This is a genomic window from Proteus sp. CD3 (assembly GCF_008808075.1).
In the GTDB taxonomy this organism is placed as follows: domain Bacteria; phylum Pseudomonadota; class Gammaproteobacteria; order Enterobacterales; family Enterobacteriaceae; genus Proteus; species Proteus appendicitidis.
Map to the genome: position 1 here is coordinate 2,671,069 of NZ_CP019686.1, position 19,611 is coordinate 2,690,679.

General features: G+C 39.4%; 13 protein-coding genes. 3 read left to right on the forward strand and 10 right to left on the reverse strand.

What is annotated here, in order from left to right:
• The first annotated feature begins 21 nt into the window (after positions 1-21).
• Genes BTA34_RS12085 through BTA34_RS12095 form a run of 3 tightly spaced genes read left to right on the forward strand, consistent with a single transcriptional unit; the run spans position 22 to position 8,363 of the window.
• Positions 22-2,187, forward strand: coding sequence for an autotransporter outer membrane beta-barrel domain-containing protein (locus BTA34_RS12085; protein WP_151435792.1), 2,166 nt, complete (start codon positions 22-24; stop codon positions 2,185-2,187).
• A gap of 12 nt (positions 2,188-2,199) precedes the next feature.
• The gene (locus tag BTA34_RS12090) at positions 2,200-5,265 is read left to right on the forward strand and encodes a chondroitinase family polysaccharide lyase (protein ID WP_151435793.1); all 3,066 of its coding nucleotides are present in this window, start codon (positions 2,200-2,202) and stop codon (positions 5,263-5,265) included.
• A gap of 56 nt (positions 5,266-5,321) precedes the next feature.
• Entirely contained in the window at positions 5,322-8,363 is a 3,042-nt protein-coding gene (locus BTA34_RS12095; protein ID WP_151435794.1) for a chondroitinase family polysaccharide lyase, read from the forward strand.
• A gap of 1,995 nt (positions 8,364-10,358) precedes the next feature.
• On the opposite strand, the gene BTA34_RS12110 is transcribed toward BTA34_RS12095, so the two are convergent.
• The 10 genes from BTA34_RS12110 to kbaZ form a co-directional block, all read right to left on the reverse strand.
• Complete coding sequence (locus BTA34_RS12110; protein ID WP_151435796.1) at positions 10,359-11,420, reverse strand: glycoside hydrolase family 88/105 protein; 1,062 nt, start codon at positions 11,418-11,420, stop codon at positions 10,359-10,361.
• 17 nt (positions 11,421-11,437) lie between these two features.
• The gene (kduD, locus tag BTA34_RS12115) at positions 11,438-12,193 is read right to left on the reverse strand and encodes a 2-dehydro-3-deoxy-D-gluconate 5-dehydrogenase KduD (RefSeq protein WP_151435797.1); all 756 of its coding nucleotides are present in this window, start codon (positions 12,191-12,193) and stop codon (positions 11,438-11,440) included.
• A gap of 108 nt (positions 12,194-12,301) precedes the next feature.
• Entirely contained in the window at positions 12,302-13,132 is an 831-nt protein-coding gene (gene kduI, locus BTA34_RS12120; protein WP_151435798.1) for a 5-dehydro-4-deoxy-D-glucuronate isomerase, read from the reverse strand.
• A gap of 43 nt (positions 13,133-13,175) precedes the next feature.
• Positions 13,176-14,345: an N-acetylglucosamine-6-phosphate deacetylase gene (nagA, locus tag BTA34_RS12125; protein WP_151435799.1), complete on the reverse strand. Its 1,170-nt coding sequence runs from the start codon at positions 14,343-14,345 to the stop codon at positions 13,176-13,178.
• Entirely contained in the window at positions 14,342-14,776 is a 435-nt protein-coding gene (gene agaF / locus BTA34_RS12130) for a PTS galactosamine/N-acetylgalactosamine transporter subunit IIA (protein WP_151435800.1), read from the reverse strand. The genes nagA and agaF overlap by 4 nt, the downstream gene beginning before the upstream one ends.
• A 99-nt stretch (positions 14,777-14,875) precedes the next feature.
• A complete protein-coding gene (locus tag BTA34_RS12135; RefSeq protein ID WP_109371240.1) occupies positions 14,876-15,766 on the reverse strand; it encodes a PTS system mannose/fructose/sorbose family transporter subunit IID in 891 nt (296 codons plus the stop codon).
• Positions 15,756-16,523, reverse strand: a complete 768-nt coding sequence (gene agaW, locus BTA34_RS12140) for a PTS N-acetylgalactosamine transporter subunit IIC (RefSeq protein WP_023581441.1) — start codon at positions 16,521-16,523, stop codon at positions 15,756-15,758. The genes BTA34_RS12135 and agaW overlap by 11 nt, the downstream gene beginning before the upstream one ends.
• Positions 16,524-16,570: 47 nt before the next feature.
• Entirely contained in the window at positions 16,571-17,065 is a 495-nt protein-coding gene (agaV, locus tag BTA34_RS12145) for a PTS N-acetylgalactosamine transporter subunit IIB (RefSeq protein ID WP_151435801.1), read from the reverse strand.
• Positions 17,066-17,089: 24 nt separating this feature from the next.
• The gene (locus BTA34_RS12150; RefSeq protein ID WP_151435802.1) at positions 17,090-18,280 is read right to left on the reverse strand and encodes an SIS domain-containing protein; all 1,191 of its coding nucleotides are present in this window, start codon (positions 18,278-18,280) and stop codon (positions 17,090-17,092) included.
• 12 nt (positions 18,281-18,292) lie between these two features.
• Positions 18,293-19,573, reverse strand: coding sequence for a tagatose-bisphosphate aldolase subunit KbaZ (gene kbaZ / locus BTA34_RS12155; RefSeq protein ID WP_151435803.1), 1,281 nt, complete (start codon positions 19,571-19,573; stop codon positions 18,293-18,295).
• Positions 19,574-19,611: the final 38 nt, after the last annotated feature.

Sequence of the window (19,611 nt, forward strand, 5' to 3'; positions counted from 1 at the left end):
AATTGTTCATGGAGTTATATTGTGAAAAATAAAAAATTGTTATTTTTGAGCGCTGCTATTTTATCAGCTATTTATGGTTCAGCATGGGCAACAGAATGTGATCCCACTTTAAATATCTGTGAAACCGTTAATGTTAATGATGGTAATAACGCTCAAATAAGTAAAGATGTCACAGTTGCCCAAGGTGATGGTGTTGTATTTAATGGTTCATCAACAGAATATAAAGCCCAAGCAATTACAAAAAATATTACTGTTACTGGTGATAGTGCCAGTGCAATTAAAATAAATCAGGGTGCCTCTTTTAGCAGTAATATCAACTTAAATGGTGCTAACGTGACCAGTGAAAATGGTACAGCCATCTTAGTTGAAGGTGATTTTCCTAAACGAGGTACTGGCGTTTATGTAAGAGACGGCGCCATTATTCGAGGAAAAACAGCGGCTATTGATTTTAGAACGCTCCAAACTGGATTTAGAAGTGATGTAAATGGCGAGATCCACGGTGATATTTTAGGAAATGGTCACGCTGACACTAAAATAAACTTTGCTTATCAAGGTGGCGCTCAAAATGCTTTATTTGATGGATACCAAATCACAGGTGTTCCATTAATTGAAAATCATGGCAATTTAACCATCCAAGGAAAAGATAAAACAATTCATTGGGAAGGTAATTTCCTGAATAAGGAAAATAGTCAGCTTATTTTCCGCCTCGATGATAATACCAATACTGATGACGCTATTCTCCATGTTGATGGTGATGTCACCTTTAAAAAAGGTAGCCAAGCCAAATTAGATTTTAAAGGAACCAGTGTCGATAATATCATTAACAAGGATATCGTATTAATTTCTTCAAATTCAGACATTAAAGACGAAGCGGGTATTACCGTTACTGATGCTAATGCCATTGCACCAGATGTTTCTCCTTTATTAGAAAAAACAGATTCATGGTTAGAAACCACACCGCCAAATATTAGTGGTGGCGTTAGTGGTAATCAATTGGTTGCACGTTATGGCATTAGCTACGAAGGGGGAAATAATTTTATTAGCGCTGCTGAACGCGGCAATGTAAGTGAAAATGGATTAGCAGCAGCAAACTTTGTTATCCCAACCGTATTAAATGAATTTAATAATACGCGTAGTCAAGTTTCAGATGAAGCACTGAGTCTATTAGTTGCGGCTGGAAATGACGATAATAATATTGCCGCATTATCGAATGATTTAGCCCCTATCGCTGACGGTAGTGATATTCAAGCGGGGTTAATTATGGTTGAAGATATGCGCAATAATATTGCTCATCGCTATTTACGTTATGACAACCAATTACCAATTGAGGAAAGAGAAGCTGGCTGGAATAGCTGGGCTAATCTACTGTACGGTTACGGTACACAAAGCAATCAAGGTGGCATTAACGGTTACAACACTTACCGTACAGGTATTCAAATAGGTACTGATTACGAAATTAATCAAGATGCTCTTATCGGTGTTTCTTTTGCTTATAACTACGCCAAAGCAGATGCCAAACAGCGTAACGCAAGTAAAGAAATTAACCATTTTGAATTTATGCCTTATACCGGTTGGTATAGTGACACATTATTCCTAAACGGTAATTTAAATATTGGTTATTACACGGTTGATAGCGAGCGAGATATCGGTGGTAATACCGGATGGCAAGGAAATACCAAAGCAAAAGGTGATTATTCTGGCGTGCAATTAGGCTACCAGATTAATGCTGGAAGCTATTTTGATTTTGATTTCATCCATATAAAACCGATGCTGACTTACCAATATCAATGGCTCAATATTGATTCATGGGAAGAAACGGGTTCAGCGTTATCAATGCGTACTTATGGTCAACGCTATGCTGTCAATCAACTCGGTGGTTCAGTGGCGTTTTGGAATACCTATCAGACCGCTTATGGCAAATTAACACCTACTCTTAATCTGCGTTATATCAAAGATATAGCCGGCGATAATCATGTTGATCAACGTCATAGCCTCACTTATTTTAATACTGGAGGAAGTACCTTTGATATTAAAGGAAACACCGTTGGTGGTGACATTATTAGTGCAGAATTAGGTGCCAATCTCGATATTACTCAATCATTAAATTTAGGCACAACGATGGGATATCAGCGTTATGACAAATTCAATGAAGGACGCATTGGTTTTACTGTTAGCCAGCGTTTCTAAGGAGAATAAATAATGCCGATATTTCGCTTTACTGCACTTGCCATGACATTGGGGCTACTATCAGCCCCTTATAATGCAATGGCTGCAACAAACAATCCTGCATTTGATCCTAATAATCTGATGCAATCTGAAATATATCATTTTGCCCAAAATAATCCGTTAGCTGATTTCACAACAGATAAAAACTCAACACTGACGTTATCTGACAAGCGTAGCATTATGGGAAGCCAATCCCTTTTGTGGAAATGGAAAGGTGGAAGTAGCTTTACTTTGCATAAAAAGCTGATTGTTCCGACAGACAAAGAAGCCTCTAAAGCATGGGGACGTGCATCTACACCTGTTTTATCATTTTGGCTTTATAATGAAAAACCTATTGATGGCTATCTCACTGTTGATTTTGGTGAAAAACTCAACGCCACCAGCGAAGCGCAAGCAGGCTTTAAAGTAAAACTGAATTTTACGGGTTGGCGTGCTGTAGGGCTTTCTCTAAATAACGATCTTGAAAATAGAGAAATGACCTTAAATGCAATGAATACTTCCTCTGATGGCGCTCAAGACAGTATTGGTCGAGCGTTAGGCGCGAATGTTGATAGCATTCGATTTAAAGCCCCGTCTAATGTAGGTCAAGGTGAAATATATATCGATCGTATTATGTTTTCTATCGATGATGCTCGCTATCAATGGTCTGATTATCAAGTGAAAACACGTTTATCAGAGCCTGAGATCCAGTTTCATAACGTACAACCTCAATTGCCGGTAACGCCCGAAAACTTAGCTGCGATTGATCTTATTCGCCAACGTCTGATTAATGAATTTGTTGGTGGTGAAAAAGAGACAAATCTCGCACTAGAAGAAAACATTAGTAAATTAAAAAGTGATTTTGATGCACTCAATATTCGCATTTTAGCGGATGGTGGAATACAAGGGCGACATCTGATCACAGATAAACAAACTATTATTTATCAGCCAGAGAACCTTAATTCTCAAGATAAGTCGCTTTTTGATAATTACGTTATTTTAGGTAATTACACGACATTAATGTTTAATATCAGCCGTGCCTATGTTCTTGAAAAAGATCCGACACAAAAAGCCCAGTTAAAACAGATGTACTTATTAATGACAAAGCATTTATTAGACCAAGGCTTTGTTAAAGGGAGTGCATTAGTCACAACTCATCACTGGGGATATAGTTCTCGTTGGTGGTATATATCTACATTATTAATGTCTGATGCCTTAAAAGAAGCCAATCTACAAACTCAAGTTTATGATTCATTGCTGTGGTATTCACGAGAGTTTAAAAGTAGTTTTGATATGAAGGTAGGAGCAGATAGTTCAGATTTAGACTATTTCAACACCTTATCCCGTCAGCACTTAGCTTTATTACTGCTAGAGCCAGATGATCAAAAGCGCATCAACTTAGTTAATACGTTCAGTCATTACATTACGGGTGCATTAACTCAAGTACCACCAGGCGGTAAAGATGGTTTACGTCCTGATGGTACCGCGTGGCGACATGAAGGTAACTATCCAGGTTACTCTTTCCCAGCCTTTAAAAATGCCTCTCAGCTTATTTATTTACTGCGTGGTACACCTTTTGCTGTCGGTGAAAATGGTTGGAATAACCTGAAAAAAGCCATGGTTTCAGCATGGATCTACAGTAATCCAGAAGTAGGATTACCTTTAGCTGGGCGACACCCGTTTAATTCACCGTCATTAAAATCGGTTGCTCAAGGCTACTACTGGCTTGCGATGTCTGCAAAACCATCACCAGATAAGAAGCTCGCTTCTATTTATCTTGCAATTAGCGATAAAACTCAAAATGAGTCGAGTGCTATTTTTGGAGAAACTATTGCACCCGCGACCTTACCTCAAGGCTTCTATGCCTTTAATGGCGGTGCTTTTGGTATTCATCGCTGGCAAGATAAAATGGTGACACTAAAAGCGTATAACACCAATGTTTGGTCATCTGAAATTTATAACAAAGATAACCGCTATGGTCGTTATCAAAGCCATGGTGTTGCTCAGATAGTCAGCCATGGCTCTCAGCTTTCACAAGGCTATCAACAAGAAGGTTGGGATTGGAATAGAATGCCGGGAGCAACCACTATTCATCTTCCTCTTAAAGAGTTAGACAGCCCTAAACCTCATACATTAATGCAACGTGGAGAGCGTGGATTTAGTGGAACATCTGCCCTTGATGGTAAATATGGCATGATGGCATTTGATCTTATTTACCCTGCTAATCTTGAGCGTTTTGATCCTAACTTTACGGCGAAAAAAACCGTATTAGCGGCGGATAATCATTTAATTTTTGTCGGTAGCAATATTAATAGCAGCGATAAAAATAAAAATGTTGAAACCACCCTATTCCAACATGCGATTACAGCTGAATTAAACGCCATTTGGATTAATGGACAAAAGATAGAAAGTTTTCCTTATCAGACTACGCTAAAACAAGGGGATTGGATAATTGATAGCAATGGTAATGGTTATCTCATTACTCAAGCAGAAAAAGTCAATATTAGCCGCCAACACCAGATCTCAGCTGAAAATAAAAATCGCCAACCAACGGAAGGAAACTTCAGTTCAGCGTGGATTGATCACAGCCTTCAACCTAAAGACTCCAGCTATGAGTATATGGTCTTTTTAGATGCAACGCCTGAAAAAATGGGAGAGATGGCAGAGAAGTTCCGTGAAAATAATGGGTTATATCAGGTTCTTCGTAAAGATAAAGATGTTCATATTATTTACGATAAACTCAGCAATGTGACGGGATATGCCTTTTATCAATCGGCATCAATTAAAGATAAATGGATCAACAAAGTTGATAAACCTGCAATTGTGATGACTCATCATCAAGGAAATATACTTACTGTCAGTGCCGTTACACCAGATTTAAATATGACACGCCAGAAAGCCGCAACACCTGTCACAATTAATGTCACCGTTAATGGAAAATGGCAGTCTGTGGATAAAAGCGGTGAGGTAAAACATCGCATTTCTGGTGAGAATACCGAACTCACTTTCACCAGTTATTTTGGTATTCCACAAGAAATTAAACTCTCACCTCTCCCTTGATTTAACCTTTAAAGGAACGCGCTTGCGTTCCTTTTTTATTTGCAGGAAATCTGATTATGCTAATAAAACATCCTTTAGCACATGCCATGGCATTAAGCTTATGTTTATCATTGCCCTCACAGGCATTCCCTTCTCTTTCTCATGAAACTTTCGGTGATATTTATCTCTTTGAAAGTGAAATGCCAAATACATTAGTCACTTCAAATAACAATCAATTATCGTTAAGTAAAGAACATGCCAAAGATGGCGTTCAGTCACTCAAGTGGCAATATCAACCACAAGCAACACTAACACTTAATAATCACGTAAATTATCAGGATGATAAAGATACCGCGACACCACTCACTTTTATGATGTGGATTTATAATGAAAAACCACAATCATCGCCCCTCACATTACAATTCAAACAAAATGATCAAGTGGCATTAAGTTTTGATACTCAACTTAATTTTACTGGATGGCGAGGTATTGCGGTTCCTTTTCGTGATATGCAAGGCACTGCAACAGGGAAATTGGATCAATTAGTCATTACAGCACCAAATCAGGCAGGAACGCTCTTTTTCGACCAAATTATTATGAGTGTACCTTTAGACAATCGCTGGGCAGTTCCTGACTATCAAGTACCGTATGTAAATAATGCAGTAAACACCATGGTCAGTAAAAACTGGAGTGCATTACTGATGTACGATCAGAAGTTTAAAGCTCATTATCCTACTCTAAATTTCGATACTGATTTTCATGATGATCAAGTTGAAATGGCATCAATTTATCAGCGTTTTGAGTATTATCAGGGAATTAACAGCGATAAAAAAATCACCTCAGACATGCTAGATAAAAATCTAGCGCTCTGGGAAAAGTTAAAACTAACACAACACCCTGATGGCTCAATAACAGGAAAAGCACTGGATCACCCTAATCGGCAAAACTTTATGAAAGTTGAAGGCGTGTTTAGTGAAGAAACGAAAAAAGCATTACTTGATGCCAATATGCTAAGAGATGTAGGTAAAACACTTCTTCAAACTGCCATTTACTTGCGTAGTAATTCCTTGTCAGAGACCGATAGAAAAAAATTAGAAGATCTCTATTTATTAGGAACGCGTTACGTCCTTGAACAAGGTTTTGCACGAGGTAGTGGTTATCAAATTATTACTCATGTTGGATATCAAACCAGAGAACTTTTTGATGCATGGTTTATTGGTCGTCATATTCTTGCAAAAAATAAACTTTTAGCACCGACTCAACAAGCGATGATGTGGTACAACGCCACCGGACGAATTTTTGAAAAAGACAATGAGATAGTTGATGCAAACGTTGATATTCTCAACACACAATTACAGTGGATGATAAAAAGCTTACTGATGTTGCCAGATTATCAACAACGCCAACAAGCCTTAGCACATCTGCAAAACTGGCTAAATAAAACCATATTAAGTTCAAAAGGTGTTGCAGGTGGTTTCAAACCTGATGGTTCTATTTTCCACCATTCACAGCATTATCCAGCGTATGCGAAAGATGCTTTTGGTGGTTTAGCCCCTAGTGTTTATGCGCTAAGTGATTCCCCTTTCCGTCTTTCACCTTCAGCTCATGAGCGTTTAAAAGATGTGTTATTAAAAATGCGCATCTACACTAAAGAGACACAAATTCCCGTGGTATTAAGTGGTCGCCACCCTACTGGATTACATAAAATAGGGGTCGCACCATTTAAATGGATGGCATTAGCCGGTACACCTGATGGCAAACAAAAATTGGATACCACGCTGGCTGCGGCCTATGCAAAATTAGATAACAAAGACAGTTTTGAAGGAATTAAAGCTGAAAACGAACCCACAGGTGCATGGGCGATGAACTATGCTTCGATGGCGATACAGCGTAGAGCCTCTATTCAAGCACCACAACAAAGCTGGCTTGCTATCGCTCGCGGCTTTAGTCGTTATCTTGTTGGTAATGAAAGTTATGAAAATAACAATCGTTATGGGCGCTATTTACAGTATGGTCAGTTGGAAATCGTACCTACAAACTTAGCACAATCTGGATTTAGCCATGCCGGATGGGATTGGAACCGATATCCAGGTACCACAACAATTCATCTTCCTTATGATGAACTTGAAGCAAAATTAAACCAATTACCAAGTGCAGGTATTGAAGAAATGTTGCTTTCGACTGAAAGTTACTCTGGTGCAAATACATTAAATAATAACAGTATGTTTGCCATGAAATTACATGGCCACAGTAAATATCAACAACAAAGCTTAAGAGCTAATAAATCCTATTTCTTATTTGATAACAGAGTAATTGCGTTAGGATCTGGTATTGAAAATGATGATAAACAACATAGGACAGAAACAACACTATTCCAGTTTGCTGTTCCTAAATTAAAATCAGTGATAATTAATGGCAAAGAGGTTAATCAATTAGGTACTCAATTAACTTTAAATAATGCAGATACTTTAATTGATCCTGCTGGTAATTTATATAAGCTCACTAAAGGACAAACCGTAGAATTTAGTTATCAAAAACAGCATTCTCTTGATGATAGAAATTCAAAACCAACAGAACAACTATTTGCAACAGCAGTGATCTCTCATGGTAACGCACCTAGTAATGCAACTTATGAGTATGCAATAGCGATTGAATCACAAGATAATAAAGCCCCCGAATACACTGTATTGCAACATAATAATCAATTGCATGCGGTAAAAGATAAAATCACCCACGAAGAAGGATATGCTTTTTTTGAATCGACACAATTAAACTCACCTCAAGCAATATTATTATCAAGTGACTCTCCTGTTATGGTCATGGCTAAAGCTCAAAAACAACAATTAACATTAAGTATTGTTAATCCTGATTTAAATTTATATCAGGGGGTTGAAGCAGACCAAGTTGATAACAAAGGAAATCAGATTGAGGTGAGCGTGTATTCTCGTCAATGGCTTAATTCCGACTCTCAACCAATAAGTAGCACAATTACTGTAAAAGGAATATGGAAATTAATAGCACCACAGTCTGGTGTTATTATTAAACATCAAGATAATAATACATTGATTACTACAACAACAATACAGGCAACGCCTGTTGTTATTAATCTAATTAAGTAGAATCCACAGTATTTAAATTAAAGAGTCTCGATATAAAATATTGAGACTCTTTTTTATTATTCACACCCATTAGCGAATCAATTATTTATTTAAAATAACAAAAACAAATCGAATAATTTATTATTGATAATAAATGTGTTGTCTCAACTAAATATTTTGCTATTCTCTGTGCGGGTGCTTGGATCAATCTGGTTCAAGCATTTTGTAAGTACCAGAAAGAGAAAAGCCCCGATTATGTTATTTAACATTAACCGAGGCCGACTCAAATACACACAATTTGATTCTGCCTCCATTTTTATCGGAGTGCAAGAGGAAATGAAGAAATATTCTTTATTACTCACACCCGTTAGCGAATCAATTATTTATTTAAAATAACAAAAACAAATCGAATAATTTATTATTGATAATAAATGTGTTGTCTCAACTAAATATTTTGCTATTCTCTGTGCGGGTGCTTGGATCAATCTGGTTCAAGCATTTTGCAAGTACCAGAAAGAGAAAAGCCCCGATTATGTTATTTAACATTAACCGAGGCCGACTCAAAAACCTACAATTTGATTCTGCCTCCATTTTTATCGGAGTGCAAGAGGAAATGAAGAAATATTCTTTAATCGGGCTAATGATCGTCACTATGATAATCCCCAGTAACGTATTATTGGAGAGTACACTTTTTGTTTATTCATACCCAATAATGGATATTTAATGATTCAGGTTAATATATCTTTTAGTTTATATTAATCTTGTGGGGGATAATTCCCCCACAGTTTCCTTTTTCAATGATTGTGTGTTTATCTAAGCACCCTAATTTACAATAAGAGGTAACAGATTACTGTTACCTCTTATTTTATTATTTACACCCATTAGCGAATCAATTATTTATTTAAAATAACAAAAACAAATCGAATAATTTATTATTGATAATAAATGTGTTGTCTCAATTAAATATTTTGCTATTCTCTGTGTGGGTGCTTGGATCAATCTGGTTCAAGCATTTTGCAAGCACCAGAAAGAGAAAAGCCCCGATTATGTTATTTAACATTAACCGAGGCCGACTCAAACACGACAATTTGATTCTGCCTCCATTTTTATCGGAGTGCAAGAGGAAATGAAGAAATATTCTTTAATCGGGCTAATGATCGTCACTATGATAATCCCCAGTAACGTATTATTGGAGAGTACATTTTTTGTTTATTCATACCCAATAATGGACATTTAATGATTCAGATTAATATATCTTTTAATTTATATTAATCTTGTGGGGGATAATTCCCCCACAGTTTCCTTTTTCAATGATTGTATGTTTATCTAAGCACCCTAATTTACAATAAGAGGTAACAGATTGCTGTTACCTCTTATTTTATTGAGAACTCAAATTAACGAATCAATTATTTATTTAAAATAACAAAAACAAATCGAATAATTTATTATTGATAATAAATGTGTTGTCTCAACTAAATATTTTGCTATTCTCTGTGCGGGTGCTTGGATCAATCTGGTTCAAGCATTTTGCAAGCATCAGAAAGAGAAAAGCCCCGATTATGTTATTTAACATTAACCGAGGCCGAATCTTACCCAACAATTTGATTCTGCCTCCATTTTTATCGGAGTGCAAGAGGAAATGAAGAAATATTCTTTAATCGGGCTAATGATCGTCACTATGATAATCCCCAGTAACGTATTATTGGAGAATACACTTTTTGTTTATTCATACCCAATAATGGATATTTAATGATTCAGGTTAATATATCTTTTAATTTATATTAATCTTGTGGGGGATAATTCCCCCACAGTTTCCTTTTTCAATGATTGTGTGTTTATCTAAGCACCCTAATTTACAATAAGAGGTAACAGATTGCTGTTACCTCTTATTATTATATTAAATATAAAAAAGCCGACCCCTATTTTAGTCGGCATCCTAGATAGGAAAATATTGCGCGAAAGGCATATAAAGCGTAAGCAAAATAACAAAGCGTCAATATCAAAGCTCTAGCAATTTTATAAAAGATTTAAAACTTCACTTCCTGCTAATAAATAAGCACCCGCACCATAATCCATATTATGTTCGAACTTCACTTCACGAGGGTTAAATGCTGGAAGTTGAACCCAACCTATCATGCCATTATTATGAATACAGGTTTGTAATGCTGACCATGCTCTGTTTAATGCAGGGAAATACACCTCTTTCTCTAATATTCCCTGATTAATTCCCCATGCAAGCCCATAACAGAATAGCGCTGTTGCTGAACTTTCTGGTGCAGGAAAATTATTAGGATCGAGTAAACTGGTTCGCCAAAAGCCATCTTTATGTTGATAATCTAATATGGATGTCGCTAATTCTTTAAACAGTGCAATATAACGTTCACGTCCATGATAATCATCAGGCATATATTGAAGAATACGAGGAACAGAAGCTAAAACCCAACCAATACCACGGCTCCAGAATACTTTTTCACCGTTAGCTTCACGCATTTCATTTCCTTGACCATCAGGAATATAACGGTGATCGCGGTAAATTAACTTAGTTTCAGGATCACGCAAATGATCAATCGCATCCCAATAAGCCGTATGCATGTAATCCAAATAACGCCGTTCATTGGTAATTTCAGCCAAAGCAGCAAAACCAGGCGGTGCCATAAAGAGAGCATCACACCACCACCAGTCCTCACGACCCGGCTTAGGATCATCAAGCATAATGTCAAATGCTTTAATGGTTGGCTCAAGAATTTCAGATTGTTCAAAAAGCGGGCTTACTGCAAGGTAAGCTTGTACACAAACATGATCGTCCGCAAAACGAGCATTAGGCCCAGTTCTAAACCCTGTATGCAACGTATAATTCAACACACCATTAAGATACTCTTCGTCTTGCGTTGCCTGCCATGCAGCACTTACGCAACTCCATAAAACACCGCGCTCCCAATCCGTATCCTTTATAAAACGGGTTTTACCACTACGGCGGAGAACACTGCGAACTTGGTTAGCCGCTTGGTAACGATACACTCGCTTCATATTTTGCAATACGATATCTTTTTGCAAAGCCTCTGCATTAGCATGTTCCATCCTATTTCTCCATGAAATTAACGAGCTAACCAACCACCATCAACTGCAATTGTGTATCCATTAACATAATCACTGGCTTTAGAGGCTAAGAAAATCGCAGGACCTGCAACATCTTCAGGGGTTCCCCAACGTCCAGCAGGAATACGTTCTAAAATAGCGGCATTACGTGCATCATCAGCACGTAAAGCAGCCGTGTTATCTGTTGCCATATAGCCTGGAGCAATCGCATTTACATTAATATTATATTGAGATAATTCAGTCGCTAACGCACGAGTTAACCCCATCACCGCAGATTTACTTGCTGTGTAAGAAGGCACACGAATACCACCTTGATAAGAGAGCATAGAGGCAATATTAATGATTTTGCCGCCCTCTCCTTGTTTCACAAATTGGCGAGCAACTTTTTGTGATAAGAAAAACAGTGTTTTCTGGTTAATATCGATAACATCATCCCAATCTTTTTCACTAAATTCCAAAAGATCTTCTCGACGAATAATACCTGCATTATTCACTAAAATATCAATACGCCCCATAACAGAAACGGCTTCATCCACCAGCGCTTGTAATCCATCTTGTTTCATTAAATTTTGCGTAATGTAATGAAAACGACGCCCCAAGGCTTCGACTTGCTGACGTGTTTCGGGTGCATCTTGAATACCGACGCCTACAATATCAGCCCCAGCTTGCGCTAAACCCACTGCCATCCCTTGACCTAGCCCTGTATTACAACCCGTCACAATGGCAACTTTGCCACTTAAATCAAATAAATTCATATCAGTAACCTCTCAGATGTGACCTTATGGCCACATCTTTTTTATCTGTAGGGTAAGAAAAAATGTGACTATTCGTAGTTATTTCAGTAATAGTTACTTCAGTAGTAGCTATTTCAGATCTTTCATTGCGACATGATCCATATCGTGGAACACCTGATTTTCACCGACCATTCCCCAAATAAAGGTATAAGATGCAGACCCCACACCCGAATGGATTGACCAACTAGGGCTAATCACCGCTTGTTCATTACGGACCACTAAATGGCGGGTTTCTGTTGGTTCTCCCATATAATGGAAAACAACATTGTCATCTTTCATATCAAAATAGAGATAAACTTCCATACGGCGTTCATGGGTATGGCATGGCATGGTATTCCATAAACTACCTGGCTCCAGAACGGTCATACCCATTGATAATTGACATGTTGGTAGAACTGAAGGGTGTAAGAATTTATAGATAGTACGAACGTTGCAGTTTTCTACATTACCAATTTTTTCTGGCGAAGCTTGTTGTTGCGTAATTTTACGCGTTGGATAAGTATGATGAGCAGGCGCACAATTCATATAAAAACGCGCTGGCGTTTCTACAGAATCACTGGTGAACTCAACAGATTTAGCGCCCATTCCGATATAAATGGCTTCACGAGGAGCAATCTCAAACACTTCTCCATCAACGATTACTTTACCTGCACCACCAATATTAATGGCACCTAATTCACGTCTTTCCAAAAAGAAATCAACGCCTAATGCTTTACCCGCCATTAATGCTAAAGGTTGTGTTGTAGGAACAATACCGCCAACAATAATACGATCTATATGGCTATAAGTGAGATTCATTTCCCCTTCACAGAATAGGTTCTCAATCAGGAACTCCTTACGAAGCCCTTCTGTATCAAGCCTTTTAGCGTGTTCACTATGAATTGGCTGACGAATTTCCATTATAAATACCTCATTTTTACTGATGGGAGCATAAGCCCAAAGGCTATGCATTTTCCCTGGATACAGAGTAAATATGATTTCCTCTGATGAATGTATCGGTGAGATGAAAACGCTCATCCACCACAGCAAAGCTGGCTTGTCGCCCCGCTTTGATATAACCCAATTGATCGCCGATACCGAGATATTCGGCAGGAATTGCACTCGCCATTTGTACCGCTTCCCATTCAGGTACATGCGCTAGTTGCACCATATTTCGCAATGCGCTATCTAGGCTACAAGTGCTTCCCGCCAAAGAGCCGTCTGCGGTTTTTGCCTGCCCCTGAATCACACTGACTGTTTGTGCGCCCAGTGTGTAATCACCATCAGGCAAACCGCCTGCACGCATACAATCAGTAATTAAGGCGAGCTGTTGATATCCTTTCATGCGATACGCCAATTGCATCATGACTGGATGTACATGAATGCCATCAGCAATAAGTTCAGCCAATACATTGTGATACAGCACTGCACCACAACATCCTGGCTCTCGATGGTGAAGCCCTGTCATTCCGTTATATAAATGCACGCCACAATCAGCACCATGCAAAAATGCATCTGAAGTTTGCTCATAAGTCGCCGCGGTATGCGCCACACTTGGCTTAATACCTCGCTTGACCAACCAATCAATCGCCTCCATAGAGCCTTCTGCTTCAGGAGCAACAGCAACACGCAATAGGGTATCTCCCGCACTTTCGAGTAATGTTTCTAGCTCTGAAATTGTTGGTGCTTTGAGATATTTCACGGGGTGAGAGCCTCTATGGCGCTCTGTAAAATAAGGTCCCTCTAAAAAACTGCCAAGTAATGATGCCCCTGATGTTTGTGGCGTTGATAAGAACGCCCGTACTTGTGATAATGCTTGGCGAATATCATTCATAGGCGCTGTTACTGTTGTACCAACCCATGCAACTACGCCTGTTTTCACAAGTGCATCCGCAATGGTTTGTAACCCTTGTTGAGTGGCATCCATTACATCAGCGCCTTCACGTCCATGAATATGAATATCCACAAAACCGGGTAATAATGATTTCCCTTTTAGACGAATGATGGGGCAATCTGTTGGCGCTTGCGTGGTGATAGACTCAATATTTTCGCCCTCAACACAGACATAGTTGAGATAGCGAATACCTTCTGGCGTAAAAGTTCTATCTGCCAAAATAGCGTATCGTTGATTCATAAGCCGTCTTCTTCTTCAGCATCATTGCTGTCTATTTGGGCCAATTGCTCGCGAATATCTTGAATACTGTCTTGACCAATTTCACGTAGCGTTTGCACGAGTTCCGAGGTTGAACATCCTTCTCGTTCAAAAGCCGCATTCACAATCATTGGTAGATTTACACCCGCTAACACTTCAACAGCCGGATTTTGCATCATAATTGCCATTGCACGATTACAAGGGGTTCCACCAGGTAAATCCGTTAAAAAGAGATATTGCTGACATGACATTGAATCGATCGCTTCACGCATTTTTTCTTCAAGCTCATCAGGAGAGATTGACTCAACAAAATCGATAAACGCGATATCGTCTTGTTCGCCTGCAATAGCCTTTACAGCAGAAGCCATGCCTGAGGCAAAATTAAGATGTCCAGAAACAATAAGACCTATCATGAGTGACTCCTTGCGGGCAGCAGAAGGCTCTCCTGCCCGTTTATAGCAAGTTAATAATGTATTTCGACTGACAATAACGACGGTGAAAAAGGCTCTCTGTTATAAGAATCCTAATACGTGACCGATAACGCCAAAGGCTAAGGTTGAGAAAATCAATACCGGAGGCTTACCCCAAAAACCGGTGCTTTTAACCATTTTGTACATCAGGAAAACTAAGCACAGAGGCAGTAAATTCGGCATAATTTTGTCAAAGAGCGCGGTTTGCAATTCAACCACCTTACCTCCCAGCTCTAGCGAGGCGGTGGTTTGCACCTTGATAAAGGTCGCGGAGAGCGCGCCGATGACAAAGATCCCCATAATGTTGGCGGCTTTAGCCAGTTTTTCAGTGGCATCGCTCATATTGACCATTGCCGCCGTACCTGCGCGATAGCCCATAAACATCAGCCCGAAATACACTAAAAAGTGCACAATTTGGTATAAAAAGAAGAAAACAAAAGGCCCTGCAATTGATCCTTCCATTGCAATAGAAGCACCTAATGCTAATGTCAGAGGCATTAAAGTCATATGGTCGATAGCATCACCAATGCCCCCAGTCGGCCCCATGCCTGCTACTTTCATTACGTTAACTGTGGAAGGCTTCTCTTTGTTTTCTTCCATTGCAACAGCTGTTCCTAATAGGAAGGTAAACAGCTTTGGACTTGCATTAAAAAACTGCAGATGATTTTTTAATGATGTTGCATAGTCACGCTTATTATTTCCGTGGATTTTTTTCAATGCTGGAATAATTGAGAACGCAAATCCACCACCTTGCATACGTTCAAAGTTGAAGTTACCTTCCATAAACAAACCACGGAACGCACACTTCCAGAGATCGCCCTTAGTGATAACTTTTCTGACAGTGGTATCTTGGTATTCATCAATGCCATCAATCAAAGAACCCGTTTCTGGTTTATCCTGCGTTTTCAATGCGGTGCTGTTATCAGATACCATCTTCGAAATCCTCATTCTGCTGACTTGAATTTTTGTTATTACCACTAAAGAAGAAGTAAAGTGCTGCGGCTGATGCGCCTAAAATAGCAACCGCCATAATTGGAAGTTTTAGATAAGTCGTCATCACGAAGCCAATAAAGAACACACCCGCCACTTCTTTTGACCACATGATTTTTAGCAACATGGCGAAACCAATTGCAGGAACCATTTTCGCGCCAATTCCTAAGCCTTCGAGTAAGACTTTTGGTGTATTTTCATCAATCCATTGAGCGGCATGTTCACCGAAATAAACCGTCACAAAAGCAACCAAAGCATAGAGTAATGAACGCACCGTAATCGTGATGATCAGTAGCCGCGAAACACCTGCTGCATCGGCTCTTTCTGCGTATCTATCTGCTTTTCCCATGGTGAAAGCGGTCACAGCAAAGAAACCAATCACGAGCATTTGCATTAACACAGCAATAGGCATCCCAATTCCCATTGCAACTTCTGGTGATTGGTTTGTCATTACCGCAAAAGCAACCGCGGCGATCGTCCCTAATGTCACATCAGGTGGTTGCGCGCCAGCATTAGGAACAAGCCCTAACCATGCAAGTTCTAATGTTGCACCTGCAATCAATCCAACCTGCATATCTCCCATAATCAGACCCACAACAGGCCCTGTGATTAATGGTCGGTGAATATTTAATGCAACGTCATACTTGTCTATACCGCAAAAGAAGGCCCATAAAGCCACTAAAGAAGCTTCAAAAATCATAAATAATCCTCAAACCTGCTAATGCAGGTTTTTTGTTCAGGAAATTATCAGGCTGATGCGAGTGCTAACACATCAACAGGTGTCTGATCGGGGGTATTTTGAATTGTGCAAGTCACACCATTTGCAACAAGCCGTTTAAACGCATCAATGTCTATTTCATTGACTGACACGGTTTTCGCGATTTGGCGTTTCCCTTCATGAAAATGCATATTGCCAACATTACAATGCGTAATAGGCACGCCCCCTTCGACTAAACGAGCAACATCTGTCGGGTTATTACACAAAACAAAAATTTTCTGACGAGGAGATGCTTTACTAATAACATCAATGGTTTTTTGAATAGAGAAGAAGCGAACAGCATATTCACCACCAGCGGATGCCTTCATTCCAGCTTGCATAAATGCGGCATTGGGGCCTTCTGCTGCGTCATCATTAGCCACTAAAATCAGGTTTGCTTCAGTATGTTTACCCCATGTAATGCGGATTTGACCATGGAGTAAACGTTCATCAATGCGGGTCCAGACAATATTCGGTGTGTTCATGATTAGCTCTCTTATTATATTTTATTAATTTAAAGCAGACTGTGTGTCTTCTGTTTTAAGTGAGAACGGATAAATTGTGACGCCTTGTACAACACGGTTGATTTCTCCTGTCGGAGACGGGTTATCAGGCGTATTCCCTAGTGCAATGGAACTGTGAAATGCGAATGATTGCGCCAACATCAAGTAAGGGAACAATAGCGCCACATCAGAACAGTTCTCTAGCGCAGGAATATAAACAAAACTCTCTTTTGAGAAAGCGTTATCATTTCGTGCGGTGATCGCGATCACCTTGCCTGATGCATTATCGTGAATAACCTCTCGTAATAAGTCAGTCTCATATTGACGCGTATAAGGATCATTAGAGAAAAACATCACCACTAAAGTTTCTTTATTTACGATAGACTTAGGGCCATGTCGAAAACCTAATGGCGTATCAAAATTAGCAACAACCTTACCCGCAGTTAGCTCTAACATTTTTAAAGCTGCTTCTTGCGCTAATCCTTGTAATCCACCACTTCCTAAGTAAATAACCCGTTTAAATTTACCGGCATATTTTTCGCGGATAATTTGATTTGCTTTATCAAACTGCGCTTTATAATTACTAAAGAATGGCGCGATGGAGTCACTAAAAACGTTATCACCTAAAAAAATGGTCACAGCGGCCATCATCATGGATGAAAAGCTAGAGGTCATCGCTAAAGAGCGGTCGTTTGATTCTTCTGGCATCAATAATGCCAATGCACTATGGTTGTTTTGGCAATATTCATAAAGCTTGCCATTCGGATTACACGTCAGTACTAAGTGGTAACACTGTGATAGGCATTCAGTCGCAACATCTAACGCCGCCACACTTTCTGGGCTGTTACCTGAACGAGCGAAAGAGATTAATAACGTAGGAATGTCTTCCGCTAAATATTCTTGTGGATCAGCCACCAAATCAGTTGTTGCAATCGCATCTACTCGACGTTTTGTATGCCCACTTAAAATAGGGGCCAATGCTTTTCCTGCAAATGCAGAGGTGCCCGCGCCAGTTAAAATAATTCGCGCATGAGGTACTGCGAGTGCTTTATTTAAAAAAGCGCTAATATCAGCACGTTTCTCTTTCACTGACTGCCATGTTTTTTTCCAACATTCTGGTTGTTGCTCAATTTCTTTCGCAGTCCAAAATGCATTCAGTTGCTCTAATTGAGCGGTCTGATAACTTAAATATTCCATGGTTTCCCTCAATTAATAGACATAGCAAGCATCGGCATAAACCGATAACACATCACGAATTTTCGCAATAACAAAAGATTCAGGCGATCCGTCAATCATGCCTTCTCTAAATTGGGTAAATTGATAAGGCAGATATTGGCTTAATAAAGGTAATGGAATAGGTTTAACGGATAAGTTATCCATTAGTGTGTCGATGGCGGCATTAATTTCAGCATTAGGCCAGTAATAACGAATGCGATCACTAAAACTATAGACTCGAGCAAAGGCCTGTTGGCGTTCATCACCGTGATAGTATTTTTGCCAAAATCCTGGCTCTCGGCACATCAACTCTTCCATTTTTTCACGCAATTTAGAGCACTGCTCTTGAGGGAATAATGTTTCTTCAATCGAGCAGAGAGCGTATAAACCTTCACGCATAGCAAAAGTTAAGGCAGGTCCGACTTTTAAAATGGCAAAATGGTCATGAACTAATTGTTTATAAGCCTCTTTGGTTTGGTAATCCGTAGAGTGCGCTTCAAAAACAACATGAGAATAATCGTTCACCACTTGGCTTAATGCCTGTGCTTTTTCAGGTTGGTAATCAATGATACCTGTGTGATCAAACTCAACACCGGGTTGAACCACTAAACCAATCACGCGATCCCAACAGTCAGAAACGCCCGCTTTTTGAAAAGCTTGGCGGTGGCACTCTAATGTTTTACGCGCTGCGTCTGGTGAAGTGACTTCAACGGTATCAAGTTCTTCGGCAGCACCGCCCGGAACGGGCACTTCTGTACCAACAACATAAACAATATCGCTAGAACCAAATGTTTCTTTTGCTGTGTTTTCTGCAATCACCGCAAGACGTGCTGCGCGAGAGGCCACAATTTCATCCGTTAAAGGAATGGGATCATCAGCACAAGACATACTGCAATCAAGATGGATTTTCTTAAAGCCTGCGGCAACATAATGTGCAATCAACACATCTGCATTTGCCATCGCTTCTTCAGCGTTAAGATGCTGCCAACGATTAGGCCCTAAATGGTCGCCACCAAGAATAAGTTTCTCGATTGGAAAACCTACATTTTCAGCCTGTTCAATAACATATTGGTAGAAGTCAGCGGGGGTCATTCCCGTATAACCACCAAACTGATCAACCTGATTAGAGGTGGCTTCAATTAGCAGAAAGGAATCATTATCCAGCGCTTGTAATAGAGCTGCTTCTATTACTAAAGGATGGGCAGAACAAACAGAATAAATACCATTCTGTTTGCCTGATTTGTGTTGCTGAACAATCTTTTCTAAAGGATGCATTAAATACTAACTCCATAATCAACACCGGCGGTGTTGCT